The sequence below is a fragment of the Pseudogemmobacter sp. W21_MBD1_M6 genome (assembly GCF_052119585.1).
In the GTDB taxonomy this organism is placed as follows: domain Bacteria; phylum Pseudomonadota; class Alphaproteobacteria; order Rhodobacterales; family Rhodobacteraceae; genus JBGQOJ01.
On record NZ_JBGQOJ010000002.1, the window covers coordinates 1 to 23,799 of the forward strand.

23 protein-coding genes are annotated in these 23,799 nt (G+C 61.7%); 6 read left to right on the forward strand and 17 right to left on the reverse strand.

All coding sequences use genetic code 11. From position 1 onward, the window contains the following. Positions 1–152: 152 nt before the first annotated feature. The 11 genes from ACEN2R_RS04135 to ACEN2R_RS04185 all read right to left on the reverse strand — a co-directional run bounded on the left by ACEN2R_RS04135 (position 153) and on the right by ACEN2R_RS04185 (position 11,973). The gene (locus ACEN2R_RS04135) at positions 153–1,211 is read right to left on the reverse strand and encodes an ABC transporter ATP-binding protein (RefSeq protein WP_442039511.1); all 1,059 of its coding nucleotides are present in this window, start codon (positions 1,209–1,211) and stop codon (positions 153–155) included. After that, the gene (locus ACEN2R_RS04140; protein WP_442039513.1) at positions 1,211–1,999 is read right to left on the reverse strand and encodes an ABC transporter permease; all 789 of its coding nucleotides are present in this window, start codon (positions 1,997–1,999) and stop codon (positions 1,211–1,213) included. Before ACEN2R_RS04140 ends, ACEN2R_RS04135 begins: the two co-directional genes overlap by 1 nt. Then, entirely contained in the window at positions 1,996–2,871 is an 876-nt protein-coding gene (locus ACEN2R_RS04145) for an ABC transporter permease (protein WP_442039515.1), read from the reverse strand. Before ACEN2R_RS04145 ends, ACEN2R_RS04140 begins: the two co-directional genes overlap by 4 nt. A 95-nt stretch (positions 2,872–2,966) precedes the next feature. Continuing rightward, positions 2,967–4,067 (reverse strand): ABC transporter substrate-binding protein, encoded by a 1,101-nt coding sequence (locus ACEN2R_RS04150; RefSeq protein ID WP_442039517.1) that lies wholly within the window; start codon positions 4,065–4,067, stop codon positions 2,967–2,969. Between the two features lie 200 nt (positions 4,068–4,267). Then, positions 4,268–5,413, reverse strand: a complete 1,146-nt coding sequence (locus ACEN2R_RS04155; RefSeq protein ID WP_442039519.1) for an iron-containing alcohol dehydrogenase — start codon at positions 5,411–5,413, stop codon at positions 4,268–4,270. Then, positions 5,410–6,798, reverse strand: a complete 1,389-nt coding sequence (locus ACEN2R_RS04160) for an aldehyde dehydrogenase family protein (RefSeq protein WP_442039521.1) — start codon at positions 6,796–6,798, stop codon at positions 5,410–5,412. The genes ACEN2R_RS04155 and ACEN2R_RS04160 overlap by 4 nt, the downstream gene beginning before the upstream one ends. Before the next feature lie 42 nt (positions 6,799–6,840). Continuing rightward, complete coding sequence (locus ACEN2R_RS04165; protein WP_442039523.1) at positions 6,841–8,205, reverse strand: glutamine synthetase family protein; 1,365 nt, start codon at positions 8,203–8,205, stop codon at positions 6,841–6,843. Between the two features lie 72 nt (positions 8,206–8,277). Next, positions 8,278–9,312: a TRAP transporter substrate-binding protein gene (locus tag ACEN2R_RS04170; protein ID WP_442039525.1), complete on the reverse strand. Its 1,035-nt coding sequence runs from the start codon at positions 9,310–9,312 to the stop codon at positions 8,278–8,280. A 47-nt stretch (positions 9,313–9,359) separates the two neighbouring features. After that, positions 9,360–10,682: a TRAP transporter large permease gene (locus tag ACEN2R_RS04175; protein WP_442039527.1), complete on the reverse strand. Its 1,323-nt coding sequence runs from the start codon at positions 10,680–10,682 to the stop codon at positions 9,360–9,362. Continuing rightward, positions 10,682–11,188 carry a TRAP transporter small permease subunit gene (locus tag ACEN2R_RS04180; RefSeq protein ID WP_442039529.1) on the reverse strand — a complete coding sequence of 169 codons (507 nt, stop codon included), beginning with the start codon at positions 11,186–11,188 and terminating at the stop codon, positions 10,682–10,684. Before ACEN2R_RS04180 ends, ACEN2R_RS04175 begins: the two co-directional genes overlap by 1 nt. 8 nt (positions 11,189–11,196) lie before the next feature. Next, positions 11,197–11,973 carry an N-formylglutamate amidohydrolase gene (locus ACEN2R_RS04185; protein WP_442039531.1) on the reverse strand — a complete coding sequence of 259 codons (777 nt, stop codon included), beginning with the start codon at positions 11,971–11,973 and terminating at the stop codon, positions 11,197–11,199. Between the two features lie 183 nt (positions 11,974–12,156). On the opposite strand from ACEN2R_RS04185, the gene ACEN2R_RS04190 reads away from it, so the two are divergent. Together ACEN2R_RS04190 and ACEN2R_RS04195 are read left to right on the forward strand one after the other, a co-directional pair. Further along, a complete protein-coding gene (locus ACEN2R_RS04190; protein ID WP_442039533.1) occupies positions 12,157–13,023 on the forward strand; it encodes a MurR/RpiR family transcriptional regulator in 867 nt (288 codons plus the stop codon). Between the two features lie 94 nt (positions 13,024–13,117). Then, positions 13,118–14,407: an Hsp70 family protein gene (locus ACEN2R_RS04195; protein ID WP_442039535.1), complete on the forward strand. Its 1,290-nt coding sequence runs from the start codon at positions 13,118–13,120 to the stop codon at positions 14,405–14,407. Here the strand turns inward: ACEN2R_RS04195 and ACEN2R_RS04200 are convergent. Beyond that, positions 14,374–15,156: a transglutaminase-like domain-containing protein gene (locus tag ACEN2R_RS04200; RefSeq protein WP_442039537.1), complete on the reverse strand. Its 783-nt coding sequence runs from the start codon at positions 15,154–15,156 to the stop codon at positions 14,374–14,376. The genes ACEN2R_RS04195 and ACEN2R_RS04200 overlap by 34 nt on opposite strands. Before the next feature lie 148 nt (positions 15,157–15,304). After that, a complete protein-coding gene (locus tag ACEN2R_RS04205) occupies positions 15,305–15,754 on the reverse strand; it encodes an RrF2 family transcriptional regulator (protein ID WP_442039539.1) in 450 nt (149 codons plus the stop codon). A 147-nt stretch (positions 15,755–15,901) separates the two neighbouring features. Here ACEN2R_RS04205 and ACEN2R_RS04210 point away from each other — a divergent pair, with 147 nt between their 5' ends. Beyond that, on the forward strand, positions 15,902–17,302 hold the full coding sequence (locus ACEN2R_RS04210; RefSeq protein WP_442039541.1) for a cytochrome ubiquinol oxidase subunit I: 1,401 nt from the start codon (positions 15,902–15,904) through the stop codon (positions 17,300–17,302). Between the two features lie 9 nt (positions 17,303–17,311). Beyond that, on the forward strand, positions 17,312–18,316 hold the full coding sequence (gene cydB, locus ACEN2R_RS04215) for a cytochrome d ubiquinol oxidase subunit II (RefSeq protein ID WP_442039543.1): 1,005 nt from the start codon (positions 17,312–17,314) through the stop codon (positions 18,314–18,316). Positions 18,317–18,459: 143 nt separating this feature from the next. Here the strand turns inward: cydB and ACEN2R_RS04220 are convergent, their stop codons facing one another. The 4 genes from ACEN2R_RS04220 to ACEN2R_RS04235 form a co-directional block, all read right to left on the reverse strand. Then, the gene (locus ACEN2R_RS04220) at positions 18,460–19,077 is read right to left on the reverse strand and encodes a hypothetical protein (protein ID WP_442039545.1); all 618 of its coding nucleotides are present in this window, start codon (positions 19,075–19,077) and stop codon (positions 18,460–18,462) included. A gap of 104 nt (positions 19,078–19,181) precedes the next feature. Continuing rightward, positions 19,182–20,213, reverse strand: coding sequence for an ABC transporter substrate-binding protein (locus tag ACEN2R_RS04225; RefSeq protein ID WP_442039546.1), 1,032 nt, complete (start codon positions 20,211–20,213; stop codon positions 19,182–19,184). Further along, positions 20,183–21,568 (reverse strand): sensor histidine kinase N-terminal domain-containing protein, encoded by a 1,386-nt coding sequence (locus tag ACEN2R_RS04230; RefSeq protein ID WP_442039548.1) that lies wholly within the window; start codon positions 21,566–21,568, stop codon positions 20,183–20,185. The genes ACEN2R_RS04225 and ACEN2R_RS04230 overlap by 31 nt, the downstream gene beginning before the upstream one ends. Next, positions 21,565–22,227 (reverse strand): response regulator transcription factor, encoded by a 663-nt coding sequence (locus ACEN2R_RS04235; protein WP_442039550.1) that lies wholly within the window; start codon positions 22,225–22,227, stop codon positions 21,565–21,567. Before ACEN2R_RS04235 ends, ACEN2R_RS04230 begins: the two co-directional genes overlap by 4 nt. Positions 22,228–22,389: 162 nt before the next feature. Between ACEN2R_RS04235 and ACEN2R_RS04240 the strand changes: the two genes are divergently transcribed. Beyond that, positions 22,390–23,358 carry a Bug family tripartite tricarboxylate transporter substrate binding protein gene (locus tag ACEN2R_RS04240; RefSeq protein WP_442039552.1) on the forward strand — a complete coding sequence of 323 codons (969 nt, stop codon included), beginning with the start codon at positions 22,390–22,392 and terminating at the stop codon, positions 23,356–23,358. Beyond that, entirely contained in the window at positions 23,358–23,798 is a 441-nt protein-coding gene (locus ACEN2R_RS04245) for a tripartite tricarboxylate transporter TctB family protein (protein WP_442039554.1), read from the forward strand. Before ACEN2R_RS04240 ends, ACEN2R_RS04245 begins: the two co-directional genes overlap by 1 nt. The last annotated feature ends 1 nt before the right edge of the window (position 23,799 follow it).

The following is a 23,799-nucleotide window of genomic DNA, read 5'->3' on the forward strand; positions in this document are numbered from 1 at the left end:
GACGGTGTCGAAGTGACCAACGACACCGAAAACCGCGCCGCCTGATGATGCGCGTCACCCAAATTCAAGCATAGCTCTGCCATTCCTGATGACATGCTTTTTCGGCCTTCTTCACGCGGGGTTTTCAGCGCAATGGCTGCTGGACTGGGCCGCTAATCGGCCAGAACGATCAGGTCGCTGGTGGCGGCGCTGAGGTCGATCATCGTGCCGACCTTGGGCGGCGGGGCGCTGGCGCGGTTGAACGTGTCCACCGACACCATGCCGCCCGCCGTTTCGATGTTGATGCGGATGACGGAGCCAAGGAAATGCACCTCTGTGATCCGACCAGGCAGCACCACATCGCGGCCCGCTGTGCGGCCCGGATGCAGCGCCTCGGGGCGCAGGGCCAGTGCAATCACCGCCCCCTTTGCCGCGGCCAGCGGACGGCCCAATGACAGCGGCACGCCTGCGGCCAGAACGGCACCCGTTGCCGGATCGACGACGATGGCCTCTATCTGGTTCAGCGTCCCGACAAAGGACGCGACAAAGCGGGTGGCGGGGTGGTTGTAGATCTCGAACGGGGTGCCGACCTGATCGGCCTTGCCCTGATGCATCACCACGATGCGGTCCGACATCGACAGCGCCTCTTCCTGATCGTGGGTGACGTAAATCGTTGTAATACCCAGCTTTTGCTGGATCGCGCGGATTTCTGTGCGCAGCGAGATCCTGATTTTGGCGTCCAGCGCCGACAAAGGCTCATCCAGCAACAGAACCTGCGGCTGCACCGCCAGCGCGCGGGCCAGCGCCACACGCTGTTGCTGCCCGCCGGACAACTGGAACGGATAGCGGTCGCCCAGTTCCGGCAGGCCGATGATGTCCAGCATCTCGGCCACGCGGTCGCGGGTCTTGGCCTTGTCGACCTTGGCGACGCGCAGCCCAAAGGCGACATTCTGCGCGACGGTCAGGTTCGGAAACAACGCATAGCTTTGGAACACCATGCCGATATTGCGGTGGTTCGGGCGCAGGTTCACCACGTCCTTGCCGTCGATGCGGATCACGCCGCTGCTGGGTGTTTCGAACCCGGCCACCATCCGCAGGGTCGTTGTCTTGCCGCAGCCCGACGGCCCGAGGAACGAGATGAACTCGCCCTTTTCGACGCTCAGGTTGAAATCCTTGACCACGCGGGTCGGGCCAAAGGATTTATCCAGATGTTCGATTTCAAGAAAGGCCATCAGCGCTGTGCTTTCGTATGAGTAGAGAACCGGGTGACAAGCTGGATCAGCCCCATGCAGGCCCAGGTTATGCCAAAGGAGATCACCGCAAGGGCGGCCGGTTCATAGGCGCGGTTCGCACCGATAAGTTGCAGGTAGGGGCCAAAGGCGGGACGGTTCAGCAGGGCTGCCATGACGAATTCGCCGATTACGATGGCAAAGGTCAGGAACGCCCCCGACAGCACCGCGACCAGCACATTGGGCAGGATCACCCGCGCAAGGATGATGGGCCAGCCCGCGCCAAGACTTTGTGCCGCCTCGGTCAGGGTGCGCACGTCGATGGTGCGCAATCCGGTGTCGACCGCGCGATACATATAAGGCAGCGACAGGGTGGCATAGCCGAACATCAGCAGGATATTGGTGCCCATCGCCGTTCCCGTCATCGGCAACAGCGACGAGGTGTTGAACATGCGGATATAGCCGAACACGATGACGATCGGCGGGATGACCAGCGGCAGCAGCGTCACGAATTCCAGCAGCGGGCGCAGGCGGGGCAGGCGCAGGCGCACCCAATAGGCGGTCGGCACCACCAGCAGCACGCCAAAGACGATGGTGAACACCGCCATCAGCACCGAATAGCCAAAGGTCTGCTGAAAGCGCGGGTCCTCCAGCACGGCGCGGTAGGCGTCGAACGAATATTCCCCGCGCCGCATCCGCAACGAGAATTCAAGCGTGCCCAGCAGCGGCAGGATGAAATAGGTGAAACCGGCGGCAAGCGCCAGCCAGGACCAAAAGCGTGTCGGTTTCATCTGATCCACCTTTCGGACCGGGTGCGCAGCCAGACATAGACCCCGTTGGCGATGCCGGTGATGACGATCATCCCGAAGGCCAGCGCATAGCCCAGATGCGGGTCTTGCAGCACGTCGCCCCTGATCTGCGCGAACAGCACGATCGGCACAATGGACAGCGACGATCCGGTCAGCGCATAGGCGGTGGCCACCGCGCCAAAGGCATTGGCGAACAAAAGGGCGAAGGTGCCCAGCAGGGCGGGGAACAGGATCGGCAGGGCCACCATGCGCCAGTATTGCGGGCCGGTGGCCCCCAGAATGGTCGCGGCCTCTTTCCATTCGCGCTTCAACCCGTCCAGCGCGGGGGTGATGATCAGGATCATCAGCGGGATCTGGAAGAACAGGTAAACCAGCGTCAGCCCCCAAAAGCTGAGCAGGTTGAACCCCATCGCGTAGATATTGATGCCGAACCAGCTTTTCAGCATGACGGTGACAAGACCCAGCCGCCCCAGCGTCGCCAGAAACGCAAAGGCCAGCGGCACGCCGGCAAAGTTCGATGCGACGCCGGAAAACGTCAGCAACGGCCCGCGCAGCCATTTCGGCAGGTTGCCCAGCGTCACGGCGGCCGCGACGGCAAAGCCGATCACGCAGCCCAGAAACGCCGAGGCGACCGATATTTTGATGGAAATCCAGTAGGATGCCATGATCGAGGCGGTAAACAGCCCCGCGATATTGGCCAAGGTGAACCCGCCATCGGCAGTGCGAAAGGCGCCGACAACGATATACATCGTGGGCAGGATCAGGAACAGCGCGGCAAAGATCGTGAAGGGTGCGATGCCCAGCCAATGCAGCGGAAGGCGCGCCCGCGCTGCGGCGGGGGGATCGTTTGGCATGCGTCAGTCCTGTCTGTGGCGGTCACTGTCCGGTGGCAACAAAATCGCCTGCCCCCTTTGTGCAAAGGGGCAGGCGGGTGGGGTGGGTCTAGGGATTACTGGACGTTCGCGCCGACAACGGCATCCCAACCCGCGGTTACGGATTCCTTGTTCGCCGACTGCTCGTCCAGCGTCGGGAAATAGGCCGCTTCATAGGATGCGGCGGGTGGCAGCGCGTCCAACACGTCCTGCGGGATCACGCCGCGTGCGGCCATGTCGTTGAACCGGATCGGGTGGCAGTATCCCTTCAGCCAAAGGCCCTGTCCCTCGTCCGAATACAGATACTCCATCCACAGTTTCGCGGCGCTGGGGTGTGGGGCATAGGCGCTGATCGCCTGCACGTAAACACCGGCCAGAACGCCGGACGCGGGCACCACAACCTCGACCGGCGGGTTGCCGTTCAGCGTGTCGCGGGTTGCAAGGGCGTTATAGTCCCACTGGATGACAATCGGGGTCGCGCCCTGTGCCAATGTGCCGGCCTTGCCGATCACGGGCACAAAGTTGCCGACCTTGTTCATCTCGGCAAAGAACTCCAGTCCCTTGTCGCCAGAGTCTTTTCCGGCTGCGCCACCGGCAGCCATACCGGCGGCCATCACACCCAGAATGGCCTGATTGGAGGCGCGCGGATCACCGGCAAGCGCGACCGAAGCGGCATATTCGGGCTTCAGCAGGTCAGACCAGTCGGCGGGCACGTTTTCCACAATGTCCTTGTTCACAGCAAACGACAGAACGCCGTAATAGTCGCCATACCAGAACCCGTCCGCGTCTTTCGCGGAATCGGGGATCGAATCCCATGTCGAGACCTTGTAGGGCTGGATCAGGCCCTCGTCCTTGGCGGCGGGACCATAGGCAAAGCCCACGTCGATCACGTCGGGCGCTTGTGGGCCTGTGTTGTCCTTGTTGGCGCGGATCGCTTCCAGCTCGTCGGCAGAGCCGGCATCGGGGTTCAGTTCGTTGATGGTGATTTCGGGGTATTTTGCCTTGAACCCGTCGATCACGGCACCGTAGCCGCACCAGTCGTGGGGCAGGGCGATTGTTGTCAGCTGGCCTTCGGCCTTTGCCGCAGCCACAAGCTCGTCCATGGACTGGGCCATTGCGGTCGTGGCAAGCAGAACGGCCATGCCGGTCGTCAGTGCGAGTTTAATCTTGCTGGACATGTTCATGTATCCCTAAAAATGAATGCAGAGGGTTTGGCCCCCAGTGCTGTGTTTCTTGGCTCGTTTGGTTCAGTGCGGGGCCTGCCGGAAAGTGGCGGTATGCCGTCACGGGCGACCTAAGTGCCGCCCATGACTACTAAATTAAGGGTGTAACAGCGACGTGACATTCAACATGTATCTGGCGTTCATTACCATGAAATTCACATGCAGGCATCAAATAGCGCACGGGTGTTTTCATGCGTCATTTCCACCGGATTGCCGCCACAGGACGGGTCCTGCATCGCCATTGCGGTCAGCTCGTCCAACCTTGATGTCTCGACACCCATGGCGGTCAGGGTTTCGGGGATGTTGAATTCCGCCCGCATTGCCATGACGCGGTCATAGAAGCCGTCGAACCCGCCCTTGATCCCCAGATAGGCGGCGGCCAACTCGATACGCTCTTCGATGGCGGGGCGGTTGAACCGCAGGACGGCGGGCATGACCACGGCGTTGGTGGTGCCGTGATGCGTCCCGTAGACGGCCCCTACGGGATGGGACAGCGAATGGATCGCGCCCAGACCTTTCTGGAACGCAACAGCGCCCATGGCGGCGGCCGACATCATGTGCGCGCGCGCCTCGATGTCGGTGGGCGTGGCATAGGCGCGGGACAGGTTCCCGGTCACAAGGCGCATCCCCTCTAGCGCGATGCCCTGCGACATCGGGTGATAGAAGGGGCTGCAATAGGCCTCCAGACAATGGGCGAAGGCGTCCATGCCGGTGCCTGCGGTTATGAATTTAGGCATGCCGACGGTCAGTTCGGGGTCGCAGATCGTCACCACGGGCAGCAGTTTGGGGTGAAAGATGATCTTTTTCACATGGGTGACGGAATTCGTCAGAACGCCGGCGCGGCCCACCTCGGACCCGGTGCCCGCAGTTGTGGGCACGGCGATGATCGGGGCGATGGCGCCTGCATCCGCGCGGGTCCACCAGTCGTCCACATCCTCGAAATCCCAGACCGGGCGGGTCTGACCCGACATAAAGGCGATCAGCTTGCCCAGATCCAGCGCAGAGCCACCGCCAAAGGCCACGACGCCGTCGTGCCCGCCCGCAGCATAAACCGCCAGACCCGCCGCAAGGTTCACTTCGTTCGGGTTGGGATCAACGTCGGAAAACACCGCATGTCCCAGACCGGCGGCGTCCAGAATGCCAAGCGCCTGCGCAGTGATCGGAAGTGTCGACAGTGCCTTGTCGGTCACCAGAAGCGGCTTTTTCATACCCGCAGCGGCACAGGCGGCGGGCAGTTCCGCCACGCGCCCCGCGCCGAATTTGATCGCGGTGGGGTAGGACCAGTTTACATTCGGACTCATTTCGTCACCTTCTTGAGATGGTAGGATTTCGGCCGCGTGATCGAGTGAAAACCAAGCACGCCCATTGCGCCGCCGCGACCTGTGTCCTTGCAGCCGGTCCAGCACAATGCGGGATCGACATAATCGCAACGGTTCATGAAGATCGTGCCGAATTCTATCCGGTTCCCGACGCTTGCCGCGCGGCCGGCGTCGCCTGTCCAAAGGGATGCGGTCAACCCGTAGGGGCTGTCGTTCATCAGCGTGATCGCCTCGGCGTCGTCTTTGACCTTCATGATGCCGACAACGGGGCCAAAACTTTCCTCTCGCATCACCCGCATGGCATGGGTGACGTTGGTCAGGATCTGCGGCGCAAGATAGGCGCCGCCGTCATCGGCGGGAAACAGGGCGGGGTCGATCAGGGCTGTGGCACCCTGCGCGATCGCCTCGGCGGTCTGGGCGCGCACGGTCGCGGCAAAGCGGGCGTTGGCCATCGGGCCGATGGTGCTGTCGGCGTCAAAGGGGTTTCCTAGCTTTAACGCCTTCACCCAAATCACTGATTTTGCTACAAAATCATCATACAGGCTTTCGTGGACATAGATCCGTTCGATCCCGCAGCAGCATTGACCGGCGTTGAACATCGCGCCGTCCATCAGGCTGTCAACGGCGGCGTCCAGATCGGCGTCATCCATGACATAGCCCGGGTCCTTGCCGCCCAATTCCAGCCCCATCGCCGTGAACGTGCCCGCAGCGGCGCGTTCCATCGCCTGCCCGCCCGCGACCGATCCGGTGAAGTTGACAAAGTCAAAGGCGCGGTCGCCGATCAGGGTTTCGGTGGTGCCGTGGTCCAGAACGACATTCTGGAATATATCCGCGGGCACACCGCCCTCGTGCATGGCCTGCGCCAGACGCTCGCCCACCAGCAGGGTCTGGCTGGCGTGTTTCAGCACCACGGCATTACCCGCGATCAGGGCGGGGACGATGGTGTTGATCGCCGTCAGGTAGGGGTAGTTCCAGGGCGCAAGGATGAACACGACGCCCTGTGGCGCACGTTCGATCCGGCGGTCAAAGCGGTCGCTGCTCTCAACAACGGTGGGGGCAAGGGCGGCCTCGGCGATGCTGCACAGATAGTCGGTGCGTTCGTTCACGCCGCCGAATTCGCCGCCATAGCGTGTGGGGCGGCCCATTTGCCAGGCCAGTTCCTCGATGATGGCGTCCTTATGCGCGTTCAGCGCGGCAACGCCCGCCTTCACACAGGCGATACGCTCGGCAAGCGGCCGCACGGCCCAGTTGGCTTGTGCCGCACGGGCGCGGGCCACGCAGACCCTGGCCGCGTCAAGCGACAGCGCGGGGCGTTCGGCGTAGACCGTGCCATCCACCGGCGAGATACATTGGATCATTTTTGTCATGTCAGTCTCTCCATGCACGGACGGGTGCCCGCGCGGTATGTGTCAGGCGCGTTCCAGACCGCGCTGGATTTCCCAGTCGGTCACAACGCGGTTCTGTTCTTCGATCTCCCACATCGCGGCGCGATGATAATGGTCGATAACGTTATCCCCCAGGGCATCCCGCAGCATGGCGGACCCGTGCATCAGCGCGGCCGCCTCGCCCAGCGTGCGCGGCACGTCACGGGCGGCGCCCGCCTCGTAGATATCACCGCCGATGCCGGGTTCCAGCGGCATCTTCTGCTCGATCCCGTCAAGCCCCGCAGCCAGCAGGGCGGCCATGGCCAGATAGGGGTTCAGGTCTGCGCCGCCGATCCGGCATTCCACGCGCACGCCTTTGGTGCCGTCGCCGCACACGCGAAAGCCTGCGGTGCGGTTGTCGATGCTCCACACCGCCTTGGTCGGCGCGAACAGTCCGACGACAAAGCGTTTGTAGCTGTTGACATAGGGCGCAAGGAAATACGTCAGGTCGCGGGCATGGGCCAATTGCCCCGCGATGTAGTGACGCATCAGGTCCGACATGCCGTGTTCGGCGGCCTCGTCGTAGAACGCGTTGCGCCCGTCGCGCCACAGCGACTGGTGCACATGGCTGGACGATCCCGCGCGGTCGTGGTGGTATTTCGCCATGAATGTCGCGGCAAGCCCTTGGGAATGCGCGATTTCCTTGACGCCGTTCTTGGTGATGGCGTGCATGTCGGCAGTGTCGAGCGCATCGGAATACTTGACGTTGATCTCTTCCTGACCCGCCTCTGCCTCTCCCTTTGAGCACTCGACGGGAATGCCCGCGTCATACAGGCCGTTGCGGATGGCGCGCATGACGCCTTCCTCTTTTGTGGTGCCGAAAATGCCGTAGTCGATGTTGTAGCGGCCCAATGTTTTCAGGTCGCGGTAGCCTGCGTCGAACAGGGCGTCATAGCTTTGTTCGAACAGGAAAAACTCCAGCTCTGTCGCCATATAGGGCGTCAGGCCCAATGCCTTGGCCCGCGCGATCTGGCGTTTCAGCACGGCGCGGGGGGCATGGGGGATGTCCTGATGGGTGTGGTGGTCCAGCACATCGCACATCACAAGTGCAGTCGCGGGCAGCCACGGAATGCGGCGGATGGTGGCCAGATCGGGCTTCATCACATAGTCGCCATAGCCCGCCTTCCAACTGGTCGAGGCATAGCCCTGCACGGTTGCCATTTCCAGATCGGTGGCCAGCAGGTAGTTGCAACAATGGGTTTCCTCGAACCCGCTGTCCAGAAAGTGCCGCGCATGAAAGCGTTTGCCCATCAGGCGGCCCTGCATATCGACGATGCAGGTCAGAACCGTGTCGATTTCGCCGGACCCAACCGCCTGTTTCAATGCGTCGAACGTCAGATTTGCGGGCATTTCGCCTCTCCCATTCCAGTGGTGCAGGGCGCGACCCGCTGGCCGCGCCCCGTTGGTTATGTAACGCTGGATTTATGTATAGCGGTAGGGGCGTCCGGCCTTTTCCATCGCCTCGTTATAGGCCTTCAGAATGCCGACGATCTTGGCCTTCAGCGGGCTTTCGGCGGCGATTTCATCCCAGAACACACGGGCCTCGGCCTCTACGGTTGCCCATTCGGCATCGGGGATCGTGGTCAGGGACAGTTCTGTGCCCTCGACCCGCAGGCGTGCCTCGCCGCCCCAATACCAGTGCTGGCGATAGTAATGAGAGCTGTCGAAGCAGACGCGCACCATTTCCTGAAGGTGGTCCGGCAATTCATTCCAGCGGTCCATATTGGCGAAGAACGATCCGCACCATGCGCCCGAGATGTTGTTGGTCAGAAAGTGGTTTGTGACCTTGGACCAGCCGACGGTGTAATCCTCGGTGATGCCGGACCATGCGATCCCGTCCAGTTCGCCGGTTTGCAGCGCGACCTCGATGTCCTCCCATGGCAGGGTGACCGGCACGACGCCGAAACGGGTCAGGAAACGGCCCGCCGTCGGGAAGGTAAAGATGCGCTTGCCCTTCAGGTCCTCAAGGCTGTTGATCGGGTCTTTGGTGGCAAAGTTGCAGGGGTCCCAGGCCCCGGCAGAGATGTGCTTGACCCCGACTTTGGCGTATTCCTCGGCCCAGATCTCGCCCAGTCCCCATTGGTTGAACAGCACCGGCACATCCAGCGAATAGCGGCTGGCAAAGGGAAAATAGCCGCCGAACACCGTGACTTCGGTGGGCGAGGCCATGCTGTCGTCGTCGGACTGCACCGCGTCGATGGTGCCCTTTTGCATGGCGCGGAACAATTCGCCGGTGGGGACCAGCTGATCGGCGTAGTATAGCTCGATCTCCATCTGGCCCTGCGCGATCTTGTTGAAGCTGTCGATCGCGGGCTTGATCACATGCTCGCCCAATGCGGCCCCCGCATAGGTCTGCAACCGCCATTTGATCGGGGCCTGCGCGTTCACCGCAGGGGCGGCAAGGGTGGCCGCGCCGATTGCGGCGCCGCTGGTCAGGAACTTGCGTCTTGTGGTCATTGTCTTACTCCTTGTTGGTGAAAAGGGGTGCCCATTCGGGCTTATTGTCAATTTCCGTAAACGTGGTTCGGCAACCACAGCGACAGCTGCGGAAAGGCCATCACCAGCACCAAAGCCAGCACCATAACGCCGACAAAGGGGATGATAGAGCGGTAGATGTCGTTCAGGCTGACCTCGTCGGGGGCCATCGCGCGCATTAGGAACAGGTTATAGCCGAAGGGCGGCGTCATGTAGGCGATCTGGCAGGTGATCGTATAAAGCACACCATACCACACCAGATCGAAGCCCAACATCTTGACCAGCGGCACATAAAGCGGGGCGACGATGACCAGCATGGCGGTGTCGTCCAGAAACGTCCCCATGATCAGATAGCTCAACTGCATCAGGATCAGGATTTCCCAGGGACCAAGGCCCAGACGGTCGACAAAGAACCCCTCGACCGACCGCACGGCACCCAGCCCGTCGAACACCGCGCCAAAGGCAAGGGCGGCAAGGATGATCCACATGAACATGCACGAAATGGCCAGCGTCTGGCGGGTTGCCGTCTCGAACACGGCGCGGGTCATGCGCCCCTTTACGACGGCGGCCAGAAAGGCGGCCAGCGCCCCCACGACAGAGCTTTCGACAAGGCTGGTATAGCCCGAGATGAACGGCACCATCATCACCGCGAAAATCATAAGCGGCAGGATGCCCGCCCGCAGCAGCGCCAGCTTTTCCGCCAGCGGCATATCCAGTTCGTCGGCGGACAGCACAGGCCCCAGCGCCGGGTTGATCCGGCACCGGATGTAGATATAGGCGATGAACATCGCGGCCATCATCAAACCGGGCACCACCCCCGCCAGCCACAATTGCCCAACAGGCTGCCGCGCGATCATCGCATAGAGCACCAGCACGACAGAGGGCGGCACAAGAATGCCCAGCGACGACCCTGCCTGAATGACACCTGTCACCATCAGCTTGTCATAGTTGCGTTTCAACAATTCCGGCAGCGCGATGGTCGCCCCGATCGCCATGCCCGCCACCGACAGCCCGTTCATCGCGGAAATGATCACCATCAGGCCGATGGTGCCAATCGCCAGACCACCGGGCATCGACCCGAACCAGACATGGAACATCTTGTACAGGTCATCCGCCAACCGGCTTTCCGACAGGATATAGCCCATGAAAATGAACATCGGCAGGGTCAGCAGCGGATACCATTTCATCAGCTTCATCGCCGCCGAAAACCCAAGGTCGGACCCGCCCACGCCCCACAGCGTGACAGAGGCCAGAACCGCCACAAACCCGATGGCCCCGAACACCCGCTGGCCGGTGATCATCATCAGCATCATCGTGCTGAACATCAGGATGGCGATCATGTCATAGGACATCAGAGTTCCTCTCCGCGGATTTTCGCGATGTCGCGGAAGAAAAAGGCAAAGGCCTGTAGCAGCATCATGAAGATGCCGATCACCATGACGATCTTGATCGGGGCGATATAGGGGCGCCACGCCGTCGGGCTGCGTTCGGAGTAGTGCAGCGAATAGGCGGTGCTTTCGACCGCACCGTAGAGCAGCACCCCCAGATAGAAGATCAGCGCAAAGATCGAAAACGCGTCAACCCAGGCCTTTTTGCGGTCGGACCAGCCGCCATACAGCAGGTCCATCCGCACATTCGACCCAAGTTGCAGCGAATAGGGCCCGCCCAGCATGTAATAGGCCACCATCGCGAACTGCGCCATTTCCAGCGTCCAGAGCGACGGCAGGGTGAACGCCTTGGAAATGGTGGACCACAACAGAATCCCCATCATCACGAACAGGATATACATCGCCACGCGACCGACACGGTAATTCACCGCCTCGACCACGCGCACATAGGTTCTGATCCAGTTCGGCATGGTGTCCTTCACGGGGCTGAAGCGGGGAAAAGGGCGGCAAGGGCGCGGGTCAGCACGGGCGCAAGCAGGTCGGCCATGCGGTCTTGTGCGGTCTCGTCGGTGATCAGGTCGTTGCGCACCTCCAACATGACGTTCGGCAACCCGTAGGGCGTGGCCTGAAGTCGCAGCGTGTGGGTCACATCGTCGGCGGCACTGTAGGGTTCGTTCAACCGGGTGTTCAGCGGCGTCATCTGCTGCGCGGCCTTCACCACCTGATCGGCAAGCGCCGCATCCGCATCATGGATCACGCCGAATTCCACAGGCCGCGCCGTGCCGAACCAGCGGGGGGTAAAGCTGTGGATGGTGACAAGGGCAGGGGGCCGCCCCTGCGCCATCCGCTTTATGATCTGGCCGCGAAGGGCCGCGTGGAACGGCAGGTAAACCGCCTGCGCCCGCGCCGCGCGCTCGGTCCCGGTCAGGCCGGTGTTGCCGGGGATGGCGTAGGTTTCACTGCGTTCCGCCATGGCCCCCGACCGGTCAGGCGCGCGGTTGCAATCATAGACCAGCCGCGACACCGTGGCGGCCACCAGCGTGGCGTCCAGCCGCCGCGCCAATCCGCGGGCCAGACCCAACGCGCCGGGGTCCCATGCGATATGGGCCGCTTGCTCGGTCCGGGTCAGGCCAAGGGAGCCGTAGGCGGCGGGGATCGCATTGCTGGCATGTTCGCAAACCAGCACGAACGGCCCCTGTGCCTCGGGGCGTTCGATTGTGACAACCGATGTGTTGGTGGCGGGTGCAGGCGACATGAAACGGCAGAATCCCCAGATCAGATGGCCCTAGGTTCATCTGCGCCGCCCCGTTCTGTCAATAATTTTTCTTCTGCACATTTTTTGTTACATTCTTTCCAGAATTAGGCAAAGAATGGTGAAACCCCACGACAACCCCACTGCAACCACCACGACAACCTCTCTGTGGCAAAGGGCAACACGATGACAACGGGAACCATCGAAGACCAGATCAGGTCCGCGTTTGACGAGATGACGCGCGCCGAACGGCAGCTGGCGGCGCATCTGCTCAGCAATTACCCCGTGGCCGCGCTTGGCTCTATCACCGCATTGGCCAAGGCGGCAGAGGTCTCGACCCCGACCGCCATGCGCCTGATCCAGAAGCTGGGGTTCAAGGGCTATTCCGAATTTCAGGCCAGCCTGCGCGGCGAGGTCGAAGAACGCCTGATGTCGCCGCTGGTCAAGCACGAGCGATGGGCGGGCGGTGTGCCCGATACCCATATCCTGAACCGCTTTGCCGATGCGGTGCTGACCAACCTGCAAGGCACGCTGGCGCAGATCGACCATGCCGATTTCGACGCGGTGGCGGGGCTGCTGGCCGATGGTGACCGGCGCATTTACGCGGTGGGCGGGCGGATCACCCATGCGTTGGCCGATTACTTTGTGACCCATATGACCGTCATGCGCCCGAATGTGGTGTTGATCAGCGATATGTCCAACACATGGCCACCGGCGCTGATCGACCTGAAACCGGGCGATGTGCTGTTGGCCTTTGACATAAGGCGCTATGAAAACAAGGTGTTGCAGGTTGTCGAACTGGCCAGGGAACAAGGCGCAGAGGTGATCCTTGTGACCGACCAATGGGTGTCGCCCGCCGCCGTCCACGCCCGTTACCGCCTGTCCGCCCAGATCGAGGCGCCCTCGGCCTGGGACAGCACCGTGATGATCCTTGTGCTGATCGAGACGCTGCTGGCGGCGGTGCAGAACCTTGACTGGGACGGCACGCAGGCGCGGATGCGGCGGCTGGAACATCTTTATGACCGCAGCCGGTTTTTCAGACGCCCGAAATAGCGGGCAATCCCGAAAAGCGGCGTGGTTTTCTGTTGCAAGACCGATTAACAGGGCGCCTCTGCCGCGCAACACAGGTCTGATTTACACGATGAGCATGTCACATAAGCCCAACACGCTGGGCATTGATTTCGGAACCTCCAATTCGGCGGCGGGCATCACGGTGAACGGCGCGCCGCATCTGGTGGATATCGAACCGGGCAACAAGACCTTGCCGACCTCGGTGTTTTTCGACGCCGCCAGCCGTAAAATGCAATTCGGGACCGTGGCGAACGACGCGCTGATACAGGGCCGCGAGGGGCGTTATATGCGGTCGCTGAAAAGCGTATTGGGCACATCCCTGATGCAGGAAAAACGCAACATCATGGGCGAAAGCCTGTCGTTCTTCGACATCATCGGCCGGTTTCTGGCCGAGGTGAAATCCCGCGCCGAAGCCGCCTGTTTCCAGACCTTTGACCATGCGCTGTCGGGGCGCCCCGTGCGGTTCCACTCGATGGACGCCGCGAAAGACGCGCAGGCCCTGACGGATCTGACGGAATGCTACCGCCTTGCCGGGTTCAAAGAGGTCCGGTTCATGTATGAACCCGAGGCCGCCGCGCTGGCCGTCGGGGCGCTGGACGGCGCGAACGCGACAGGGCTGATCGTGGATATCGGCGGCGGCACGTCCGACTTTTCGGTGTTCAGATGCGAACCGGGTGCTGAGCGCTCGGCGATCCGTATCCTTGCCAGCCACGGGGTGCGCGTTGGTGGAACGCATTTCGACAAAAGCATCAGCGTCGATCACGTCATGCCCCTGCTGGGCAAGGGCAGCGATATCCGCAACGAACTGGGGGCGGGGCGTCATGTGGCCCCGAATGGGCTGTTTCAGGATCTGGCGACCTGGGAAAAGATCCCGTTCCTGTATGCGCCCGACACCCGCCGCACCGTGGCCAAGCTTCAACAAATGGCGGCCCAGCCGGAACGCTTTGCGCGGCTGTCCACCGTGCTGGAATTCGAACTGGGGCATGAACTGGCCTTTGCGGTCGAGCGCGGCAAGATCCAGGTGAACAGCGCCGACCGTGACAGCGCCAGAATCGACATGCGGATGATCGAAAAACACCTGTCCGCAGAGGTTGGCAAGGCAGAGCTGGCGCAGTCACTGGCCCAGCTGGTCGAGAAAATCAGCGACTGTGCGCTGGAAACCGTCGTCATGGCGGGCTGCGCGCCCGCGCAGATCGACAAGGTGATCTTTGTGGGCGGGTCCAGCCTGATCGTCGCGGTGCAACAGGCGATGGCGACCGCCTTTCCCAACGCGGCTCCTGCCTATTCCGAGGCGTTCACCGCCGTGGTTGACGGGCTGGCGCTTGCGTCCGCTCAGTCGGGCAGAACATCCACCTCGACCCATTGATAGACCAGTTCGGCGGGGCCGAAACTGGTCATGAACGCAACCTCTGCCGCGTCCATTCCGACGCCGATCACCGCAATGGAATCGGCCGAGGCCATGCCTGTGGGGTCCACAAGGTGCCAGGCATGATCAAGATAAACCTCTGCCACGGCGTGAAAATCCTGCGGGGTGACGCCCGGTGCATAGACGCTGGCAAAGCGGGCAGGAATGGCCGACGCCCGCGCCATCGAGATCATCACATGGGCATAGTCGCGGCAAATGCCCTGCCGTTGAACATAGGTGTCCAGCGCGGTGGTGCGCGACGAGCTTGCCCCCGGAACATACTGGATCGTGCGCGCGATCCAGTCCCGCATCGCGGCAATCCGCGCCCCGCCGTTCAGATGGCCGAACTCTGACGCGACCACATTGTGAAACTCGTCCACGGGGCAATACCGCGACGGCATAAGATAGCGCACCGCCTCTCCGGGTAACAAATGCGGCGGGACGGCGGGCAAATGACTGATGTCATGCGCTTTGCGGGTGATCTCAACGATAGCGTTGTAATCACAGATGAAATCGCCATCGACGCGCAGCCAGATCCGCTCTCCGATGCCATCCTCGGCGCGGGTGCGGGAAAAATGCTGGGTCTCGGTGAACAGGATGTTGGCCTGAACCAGAACCTGCTCTGGCGTGTCCGAGGCCTCGAGCTGCAACAGCAGATCGGTGATCTGGACCATGCGGTAGTGAAGATGCGCCTTGAGGCCGAGTTTCATGAGTGGTCCAGTCCGCATTATATGGGGTGAAACGCCCGACAGGCGTCAATCGTTCCGCTCCGGTAGGGGAAGATCACAGCGATACGACGAAAATCGGGCCGAAGTCCATGCGGGAAATATGCGCGGGTTTCCGGGGCAAACCCTGTGGCTAGACCGCGTCCGGCATGATGGGCGCAAGCCGGTTCAAAAGCTCGGTCTTGTTGGACGCGATATCGGCGATGGTCAGATCGTCCAACACCGCCATGAAGGCCGCCGTCGCGGCCTGGATCGCGTGTGACAATTTGCAGATGCCGATCAGCGGGCAGGTGTTCTTGTCAGGGTTGAAGCATTCGACAACGTCCAGCGGCCCCTCTGTCAGGCGCACGACGTCGCCGACAATGATGTCCTTTGCCGGATGCGCCAGCCTGAACCCGCCGCCGCGCCCGCGCTGGGTTTCCAGAAATCCGGCGCGCCCCAACTCGTGCACGATCTTGACAATATGCGGGCGGGCAAGGCCGTGAACGCGCACAACGTCGTCGATCCGCACCAGCTCCGGTGCCCTGAGCGCGGCAAGCTGAAGGGACCGAAGCGCATAGTTGGTATAGCTTGTCAGTTTCATGGGCACCGTCCTGCGTTGATTAAGGTATATTTTTGATGGGCCTTTATTGCAAGTCCGCCTGCGACGCTTTGGCAATCTGTGATACCTTGCCATGGCGGATAGGCGGCCTATAACATCTATATAGAATATACCTTGTAGGGATAAGTCATGCTCGACAGTTTTACGGCAGAGGGCCTTGCGCGAGTCCAGTTCGCGTTCACGATCTCTTTTCACATCATTTTTCCGGCCTTCTCGATCGGGCTCGCCAGTTTTCTGGCGGTTCTGAACGCGCTTTGGCTGTGGACGCGGGATGCCACCTATCTGACCCTGTTCGACTACTGGAAAAAGATCTTTGCCGTGGCCTTTGGCATGGGCGTCGTATCGGGCATCGTGATGTCCTATCAGTTCGGCACCAACTGGGCGGTGTTTTCGGATAAAACCGGCCCCGTTCTTGGGCCGCTTATGGCCTACGAGGTGCTGTCGGCATTCTTTCTCGAGGCGGGGTTCCTGGGGATCATGCTGTTCGGTCGCGACCGTGTGGGCAACAAGCTGCATATGTTCGCCACCGCGATGGTTGCCTTTGGCACGCTGATGTCGGCCACATGGATCCTGTCGGTGAATTCCTGGATGCAGACGCCTGCGGGCTTTTCCATGAACGACATGGGGCAGTTCGTGCCGGAAAACTGGTGGGCCATCGTGTTCAACCCGTCCTTTCCCTACCGCCTGATTCACATGGTTCTTGCGGCCTACCTGACGACCGCCTTTGTGGTGGCGGGTGTGGGGGGGTGGCACCTCTTGCGCGACCGCACCAACCCCGCCACGCGCCGGATGTTTTCCATGGCGATGTGGATGGCGGCCCTTGTGACCCCGATCCAGATCCTTGCGGGCGACGCCCATGGCCTGAACACGTTGGAACACCAGCCTGCCAAGGTCATGGCGATGGAAGGCCACTATGATAGCCACCCCGACGGCGCACCGCTGATCCTGTTCGGCATCCCCAACCCTGCGGAGAAGCGGATCGACTATGCGATCCAAATCCCCAAGCTGTCCTCGCTGATCCTGAAACACGACCTGAACGCGCCATTGGCGGGGCTTGATACGATCCCCGACGAGAACGAGCCGCCGGTGGCCGTGGTGTTCTGGAGCTTTCGCATCATGATCGCCCTTGGATTTACCATGCTGGGCGTGGGCGTCTGGAGCCTGTGGCGCCGCTGGAGGGGCACCCTCTATGAGGACAAGTGGCTGCAACGCACCGCCATCGCCATGGGGCCAAGCGGCTTTGTCGCGGTGCTGGCCGGATGGATCACCACAGAGGTGGGCCGCCAGCCCTATACGGTCTACGGCCTGCTGCGCACCAGTGACAGCCTGTCGCCCGTCGCTGCCCCCGCCGTTGCGGCCTCGTTGATCGCCTTTATCATTGTCTACTTCTTTGTCTTCGGGGCGGGCACGTTCTACATCCTGCGGATGATGGGCAAGGTTCCGGGCACGGCCAGACTGGGCCTGCGCGAGGGGCCGTTGCGGACCACAGGTGGCCCGCTTGGGGCTGAAATCATGAAGCCGGGCGAATAGGAGAGTATGATGGTTTTCGATCTTGCATTCATCTGGGCGGGCATCATCGCCTTTGCCGTGCTGACCTACGTTGTGCTGGACGGGTTCGACCTTGGCATCGGGATCCTGTTTCCCCTTGGCAGGTCCGAACAGGACCGCGACATCATGATGAACTCTGTCGCTCCGGTCTGGGATGGCAACGAGACATGGCTTGTTCTGGGCGGCGGCGGTTTGTTCGCGGTGTTCCCGCTGGCCTATTCCGTCATCATGCCGGCGCTGTATATGCCGATCATCCTGATGCTGCTGGCGCTGGTGTTTCGCGGCGTGGCGTTCGAATACCGCTGGCGCACCAAGCGCTGGAAGGGCGTGTGGGACGTGGCCTTTACCGGCGGGTCTGCCATGGCCGCGGTGATGCAGGGCATTGCCCTTGGTGCGCTGGTGCAGGGCATTGAGGTGACGGACCGCGCCTATTCCGGCGGCTGGTGGGACTGGCTGACGCCGTTCTCGGTGCTGACGGGGCTGGCGGTTCTGGTGGGATACGCGCTGTTGGGGGCCACATGGCTGGTGATGAAAACCGAAGGGCCGTTGCAGATGCAGATGCGGAACTATGCGTGGTATCTGGGGGCGGGAACACTTGGCGCGATCGGCCTTGTCAGCCTGCTGACCCCGTTTCAGGACGCGGTCTATTTCCAGCGCTGGTTCAGTATGCCGGGCAGCCTGTTCACGGCCTTTGTGCCGCTTCTGGTGGCGGGGGCCGCGTGGCGTCTGTTCACGGGGCTAAGCGACGGGCGCGATGTGCAGCCCTTCGTGTCGGCGCTGGCGCTGTTCGTGATCAGCTTTGTCGGCATCGGGATCAGCTTTTATCCCCATATCGTGCCGCCCTCGATCACCATCTGGGCCGCAGCCGCCCCGGACTCGAGCCTGCGCTTCACGCTGGTGGGCACGGTCGTTCTGGTCCCGCTTATTCTGGGCTATACCGCCTACGCCTACTACGTGTTTCGCGGCAAGGTGGACCCGCACGGGGGCTACCACTGATGCGCATCGGAGGATCCCTGCGGCGGTGGGCATGGTTCATCGCCATCTGGTGCGCGAGCGTCGCCGTTCTGACCGTCGTGGCCTTCGCCATCCGGCTGGCGATTATGCCTTAGGGGGGGGTGGGGAAGGGGAGTATTGGGGGCCTACCTGTTTTTCTGTGCGGAACCTAGGTGACCGAATAAATGAAACACTGGCCAATGCGGCACGTCTCCGGGTTCGTAATCAAAAAGAAGAAATGCGTTTAAAATGTTTGAATGCACTTGAACTTCGACATCTTTGAGCCAATCGCGAGCTTGACCCGATGTCAGCCATGGTTCGGCAGTGTGGATAACGAGAACATCTACAGATATCTCACGCCTTTTGTAGTTGTCACCTTTTGTTTTAATTATCTCGTTAAGTGCAGCCCCAAATCGATCGCGCGACCACTGCATATCCATGAAGAGCCTCCCATGGAAAGGTGATTCATCTTTTGATGCTCGCGACTTATGCTCTCGCTCTATCAGTTGTACAAGCTCGACGCCGAGGCGTTGCCCCTCGATCTCGACATAGCAATCTGGCGGATCCTCGCAATTTGTTTCAGGTATACCAATTGCCAATCCGAATTCTACCCGGGAAGATTCACACCATTCTTCAGCAGTGTGTAATTCGACCATCGATTTGTCATCTGGCGTTTCATAATTGAACACTCCGCCATAGCCGTGCGACTTGTTCATTACTTTCGCCAACCGGGTAAAATCATCCGAGTCGTCTGGATCGGTCAACTCAATTCTCCAAGTAGATCTCTATCCTGCCTATTCATAGGCCGTATGTCCTCGAACTACAATTTCCGTTCCGCTCAAGGTAAATGTCGTGGCAGGGCACCCCCCTAATTCTGCACCAGTGCCGCCGTCCATTCCCGCAGGAAGCTTTTGCGTTTCAGGCTGTCCAGATAGACCAGCAAGCCGGGGTCCAGCCGGATCGGGCGCTGGTTCGTCTGGGCGGACAGGACGGCGGCGTCCAGAGGGGGCAGCGCGCCTGTGGCCTGCATCAGCAACCGCCCGCGCGGACCCAGCAGGAAATCCAGAAACGCCCCGGCAAGCGCCGGCGCATCGGCCTGAGCGGGGATCGCGGCAGAGCGCAGCAGCACATTGGTGAAATCCGTCAGGGCGATCACCGCGCCGTCGCTGTCGTCCTTCAACTGGGCGTCGGCATAGCTGCCCATGACGTTGTAGGCCAGCGCGATGCGTCCCGCCTGAAGGTCGTCGATCATCTGGCCGGAACAGCAGTACAGCTTTGGGTGCAGCGTTCCCATCACCTCTGCCAGCCGCCAGAAGGCATCGGACTGACGGGCGTCTTGTGTGGCGAACAGATATCCGACGCCGGAACTGCGCAAATCATATGTGCCGATTTTTCCATCAAACACATCGGGGTGATCGCGCAGCATCTCGATCAGCTCTTGCCGGGTCGCGGGCGGGGGCAAGCCGCCAAGCGCGGATTTCGACAGGACCACCACGGCGGGTTCCTGCGTAAAGGCGAACAGCTCGTCGCGCCATTTCGCCCAGTCGGGCAGGGCGTCGGTCACGCCCGACCGGTAGCCTTGCGAGAACCCGTCATTGGCCAGCTTCATCTGAAGGTCCATCGCCGAGGAGATCACCAGATCGAAATGCGCGCCGTCTATGGTGACGGCGTTGAATGCTTCGGTGCTGGAGGCGACCGTGTAATGCACCGCGACCCCGCTGTTTTCTTTCTGGAAAGCCTCTATCAGGGGCACGAAATGCACAAGGTCGGTGGTGGACAGGATGCGCAGTTCCGTCGCCCCGGTGCCTTGGGCGGGGAACAGGCGTTCCTCCTCCACCTCAAAGGCCGGGGCCACAGCGGCCCAACAGATCAAAGCTGCGGCAATAGCAATCGCGCGCATGTTCCCCCGCTTTCATTCTGGGTAAGTTCGAACCGTCCGCCATGGGCGCGGGCCACCTGTTCGACGATGGTCAGGCCCAGACCCGACCCCACCACGTCGCCGACATTGGTGCCGCGCTGGAACCGCCGCGTCAAGCGGTCGGGGCGCGCACCGTTCAACCCGCGCCCGGCGTCGCGTATGGTGATGGCGATCTGGCCCGCGTCAGCATGTGCGCCGATGTGGATGTCGCTGTCGGCGGGCGAGTATTTGATCGCATTGTCCACAAGGTTGCGCAGGGCGCTTTCGATCAGCACGCCGTCGCCCCTGACCATCAGGGGGCCGTGGCCCAGATCCTCGATCATCCTCAGGTCTTTCAGGTCGGCGGTGGGGGACAGCCCCTGCACAACCCGCCCGAGGATTGATTTGACGTCCATATCCTCTGCCGCCAGTTGGTCGGACCGGTAGGTCACCGTCGCATGGTCCAACAACTGCCCGGCAGAGCGGCTGCTTTCCTCGACCGCGCGGATCACGGCGCGCAGGGTCTTGCGGCTTTCCTCTGTCTCGGCGCGGCGCAGGGCGATTTCCGCCTGCGCGCGGACGGTGGCCAGCGGTGTGCGGACGTGGTGCGCGGCCTCGGCGATAAAGGTCTCGGTGCGCTGCAATGCCCCTTGCAGACGCGCCATCAGACCGTTGAGCGCGCCGACCAGCGGCGCCAGTTCCTGCGGGGCAGGGTGGCGCAAGGGGCGCAGGTCGTCGGGGCCGCGCCGCCCCATCGCCTCGGCCAGAACCGCCAGAGGGCGCAGCGCGCTTTGCGAGGCGATCAGGCTGAGCATCAGGGCCAGCACGAAGAACCCGATACCAAGGGCGGCGGCGGTATTGGCGGCGCGTTCGGCAATGGCCTGCTGTCCCAGCCGGGTCTGCGCCACCAGCACCTGCACCGCCACGGAGATGCCGTTCAGGAACACCCGGCGTTCCACTGCGGCGACGCGAACGCTGTAGTCGCGAAAGGGCGTGGTGTAGAACACTGGTTCCACCCGGTTGGCACCCGCGTCCGGCAGGGCAAGGTCGGGGTAGCCAGTGATCGTGTCGGCCCCTTGGGTGATGCGGTAGAACACGCGGTCCTGCCCGAACGATCCCAGCATGGAAAACGCCGCATAGGGGATTTCGACGCTGATCGCGCTGCCATCCGCGCGCAGCTGTTCCGCGATGGCGATGGTGGCGGACCCCAATACGTTATCCTGCACGGTTTCGGCGGTGCGGTCGGCAATACCGCGCACGGTAGAATACAACAGCACCGACAGCACCGCCGCCACGACCAGCAATTGCAGCACAAGCCGCCTGCGCAAGGATCCGGTGACGGTGAGCTGCGCGGTCATTCGGTGATCCGGTAGCCCACGCCGCGCACCGTTTCGATCCGTGCGCCGCTGCCATCCAGCTTTTTGCGCAGACGCCCGACGTAGACCTCGATTGCGTTGTCCGACACGTCTTCGGCGTAGGAAAACAGGCGGTCATACAATTGCGATTTGGCGAAGATCCGACCGGGGGCGGAGATCAGGATTTCCAGCAGCCGCAATTCGCGGTTCCGTAGCTCCCGAGAGATGCCGTCAAAGTGGATTGTGGCGGCCAGCGGGTCGAAAACCACCCCGCCAAAGCTGCGCAGATTCGCGGCCGACCCGCCCTTGCGACGCAGAACGGCGCGGCATCGCGCCTCCAGCTCGGCGAAATCGAAGGGTTTTGTGATATAGTCGTCGGCGCCTGTGTCCAGAACCGTCACCCTGTCCGACACCTCGGAACGGGCGGTCATCACGATGACGGGGGTATCGTGGCGGGCGGCGCGGTGCCGCGCGAGGAAATCGCGACCGTCGCCGTCCGGCAGCATAATATCAAGCAATATCAGATCGTAAGTGGCCGCGGCCAGACAATCGGCCGCAGCCGCCAGAGAATCGGCCCAATCCACGGCATGGCCATCCAGCGACAGGCGTTCCTGCACCGAGGCGGCCAGATCGGCATTATCTTCGACCATCAAAAAACGCATTGAGAAAACTTCAGTCTGTGACAGGTTGGTGTCAGCTTGGGCGCAAATGGTCGCAGCTGCAAGGGAGGAGACGCACGAGACGCTCGACAGGGTGTCCGCGCGAACGACCGGTGAAGTCCGGCGGCTTATTCCGTGTGATTTATCATGTCTGGGAGGACAAGAATGAAACCGACTTTTCTGAAAACAGCAATTGCGGCCGTCGTGGTCAGCATGGGCCTTGCAGGCTCTGCCGCGGCGACAGAGTGCATTGCCCCCGCCAACCCCGGTGGTGGCTGGGATTTCACCTGCCGCCAGATCGGCAAAATTCTGTTTGATATCAAACAGGTCGATGCCCCTGTTCAGGTGACCAACATGGCCGGTGCCGGCGGTGGTCTGGCCTTCAGCACGGTTGTAGCAGAGCGGAACACCGACCCCGACCTGATCGTTGCAGCCTCGTCCGCGACAACCACACGCCTGGCGCAGAACGCCTTCGGCGGCGCGACCGCCGATCAGGTGCGTTGGGTCGGGTCCATCGGTGCCGATCCGGGCGTGATCGTTGTGGCCAAGGACAGCCCGCTGACCTCGCTTGCCGACATGGTCGAGGCGATCAAGGCCGATCCCGGCTCTGTCGCCTTCGCTGGCGGTTCCGCTGCTGGCGGCTTTGACCACATGAAGCCTTTGCAGATCATGAAGGCCGCAGGGTTCGACGACATCCGCGCGATCAAATACATCAGCGTTGACGGTGGCGCGGATGCGATCACCCAGACCGTTGGCGGGTTTACGCAGGCGATGACTGGCGACATGTCGGAAATCGTCGGCTTTCTGAAGTCGGGCGAAGTGCGCGCGCTTGCCGTCCTGACCGAAGAGCGGGTTCCCGGCTTTGAGGATATCCCGACCGCACGCGAGCAGGGCTATGACGTTGTTGCCGTGAACTGGCGTGGTCTTTATGTGCCAAAGGGCATTTCCGATGACCAGTTCAACGCCTGGGCGGACAAGCTTCAGGCGGTTGCCGACAGCGCCGAGTGGAAAGAGGCCATGACCGCAAACGGTCTGGCGCCTTTCACCAAGGTCGGGGCGGATTTCCAGAACTGGGTTGATGGCGTGATCGCCGAGACCGTTGTTCTGTCCAAGGAAATCGGGGTTATCCAGTAATGGCCTCTGACCGGATCTTCGGTCTGGTCGCTCTGTGTGTGGCGCTGGCGTTTATCGCCAGCGCCCTCCAGATCCAGACAAGTTTTCTGTCGGACCCCGTGGGGTCAAAGACCTTTCCGATCCTGATTGGCGCTGTCGCTGCGATCGCGTCTCTGGTTCTGATCCTGCGCCCCGATCCCGACCCATTCTGGCCCATGTCGCGGACTTTCGGCGCGCTTGCCGTGGCGGTGGCCGCGATGGCCGCCTATGCTTTCATGCTGAAACCACTCGGGTTCCTGATTCCGACGTTTATCGTGACGTCCATTCTCAGCTATCAGATCCGCCCGAAAGCCGGTCCCGCGCTCGTAACGGGTGTCAGCGTTGCGGCAGGGTTGTTCGTGCTGTTCAAATTCATTCTGGGATTAAGCCTTGTCGGCCTTCCCAAAGCTATCTTCGGATAGG

Excerpts from the sequence above, each read along its gene's own strand:
- cydB (WP_442039543.1), top strand. The coding sequence starts at position 17,312 with ATGGTTTTCGATCTTGCATTCATCTGGGCGGGCATCATCGCCTTTGCC.
- ACEN2R_RS04170 (WP_442039525.1), bottom strand. The coding sequence starts at position 9,312 with ATGACCACAAGACGCAAGTTCCTGACCAGCGGCGCCGCAATCGGCGCG.
- ACEN2R_RS04195 (WP_442039535.1), top strand. The coding sequence starts at position 13,118 with ATGTCACATAAGCCCAACACGCTGGGCATTGATTTCGGAACCTCCAAT.
- ACEN2R_RS04225 (WP_442039546.1), bottom strand. The coding sequence starts at position 20,213 with ATGCGCGCGATTGCTATTGCCGCAGCTTTGATCTGTTGGGCCGCTGTG.
- ACEN2R_RS04190 (WP_442039533.1), top strand. The coding sequence starts at position 12,157 with ATGACAACGGGAACCATCGAAGACCAGATCAGGTCCGCGTTTGACGAG.
- ACEN2R_RS04185 (WP_442039531.1), bottom strand. The coding sequence starts at position 11,973 with ATGTCGCCTGCACCCGCCACCAACACATCGGTTGTCACAATCGAACGC.
- ACEN2R_RS04200 (WP_442039537.1), bottom strand. The coding sequence starts at position 15,156 with ATGAAACTCGGCCTCAAGGCGCATCTTCACTACCGCATGGTCCAGATC.
- ACEN2R_RS04210 (WP_442039541.1), top strand. The coding sequence starts at position 15,902 with ATGCTCGACAGTTTTACGGCAGAGGGCCTTGCGCGAGTCCAGTTCGCG.
- ACEN2R_RS04135 (WP_442039511.1), bottom strand. The coding sequence starts at position 1,211 with ATGGCCTTTCTTGAAATCGAACATCTGGATAAATCCTTTGGCCCGACC.
- ACEN2R_RS04180 (WP_442039529.1), bottom strand. The coding sequence starts at position 11,188 with ATGCCGAACTGGATCAGAACCTATGTGCGCGTGGTCGAGGCGGTGAAT.
- ACEN2R_RS04155 (WP_442039519.1), bottom strand. The coding sequence starts at position 5,413 with ATGAGTCCGAATGTAAACTGGTCCTACCCCACCGCGATCAAATTCGGC.
- ACEN2R_RS04160 (WP_442039521.1), bottom strand. The coding sequence starts at position 6,798 with ATGACAAAAATGATCCAATGTATCTCGCCGGTGGATGGCACGGTCTAC.
- ACEN2R_RS04140 (WP_442039513.1), bottom strand. The coding sequence starts at position 1,999 with ATGAAACCGACACGCTTTTGGTCCTGGCTGGCGCTTGCCGCCGGTTTC.
- ACEN2R_RS04235 (WP_442039550.1), bottom strand. The coding sequence starts at position 22,227 with ATGCGTTTTTTGATGGTCGAAGATAATGCCGATCTGGCCGCCTCGGTG.
- ACEN2R_RS04150 (WP_442039517.1), bottom strand. The coding sequence starts at position 4,067 with ATGTCCAGCAAGATTAAACTCGCACTGACGACCGGCATGGCCGTTCTG.
- ACEN2R_RS04165 (WP_442039523.1), bottom strand. The coding sequence starts at position 8,205 with ATGCCCGCAAATCTGACGTTCGACGCATTGAAACAGGCGGTTGGGTCC.
- ACEN2R_RS04230 (WP_442039548.1), bottom strand. The coding sequence starts at position 21,568 with ATGACCGCGCAGCTCACCGTCACCGGATCCTTGCGCAGGCGGCTTGTG.
- ACEN2R_RS04205 (WP_442039539.1), bottom strand. The coding sequence starts at position 15,754 with ATGAAACTGACAAGCTATACCAACTATGCGCTTCGGTCCCTTCAGCTT.
- ACEN2R_RS04240 (WP_442039552.1), top strand. The coding sequence starts at position 22,390 with ATGAAACCGACTTTTCTGAAAACAGCAATTGCGGCCGTCGTGGTCAGC.
- ACEN2R_RS04175 (WP_442039527.1), bottom strand. The coding sequence starts at position 10,682 with ATGTCCTATGACATGATCGCCATCCTGATGTTCAGCACGATGATGCTG.
- ACEN2R_RS04245 (WP_442039554.1), top strand. The coding sequence starts at position 23,358 with ATGGCCTCTGACCGGATCTTCGGTCTGGTCGCTCTGTGTGTGGCGCTG.
- ACEN2R_RS04145 (WP_442039515.1), bottom strand. The coding sequence starts at position 2,871 with ATGCCAAACGATCCCCCCGCCGCAGCGCGGGCGCGCCTTCCGCTGCAT.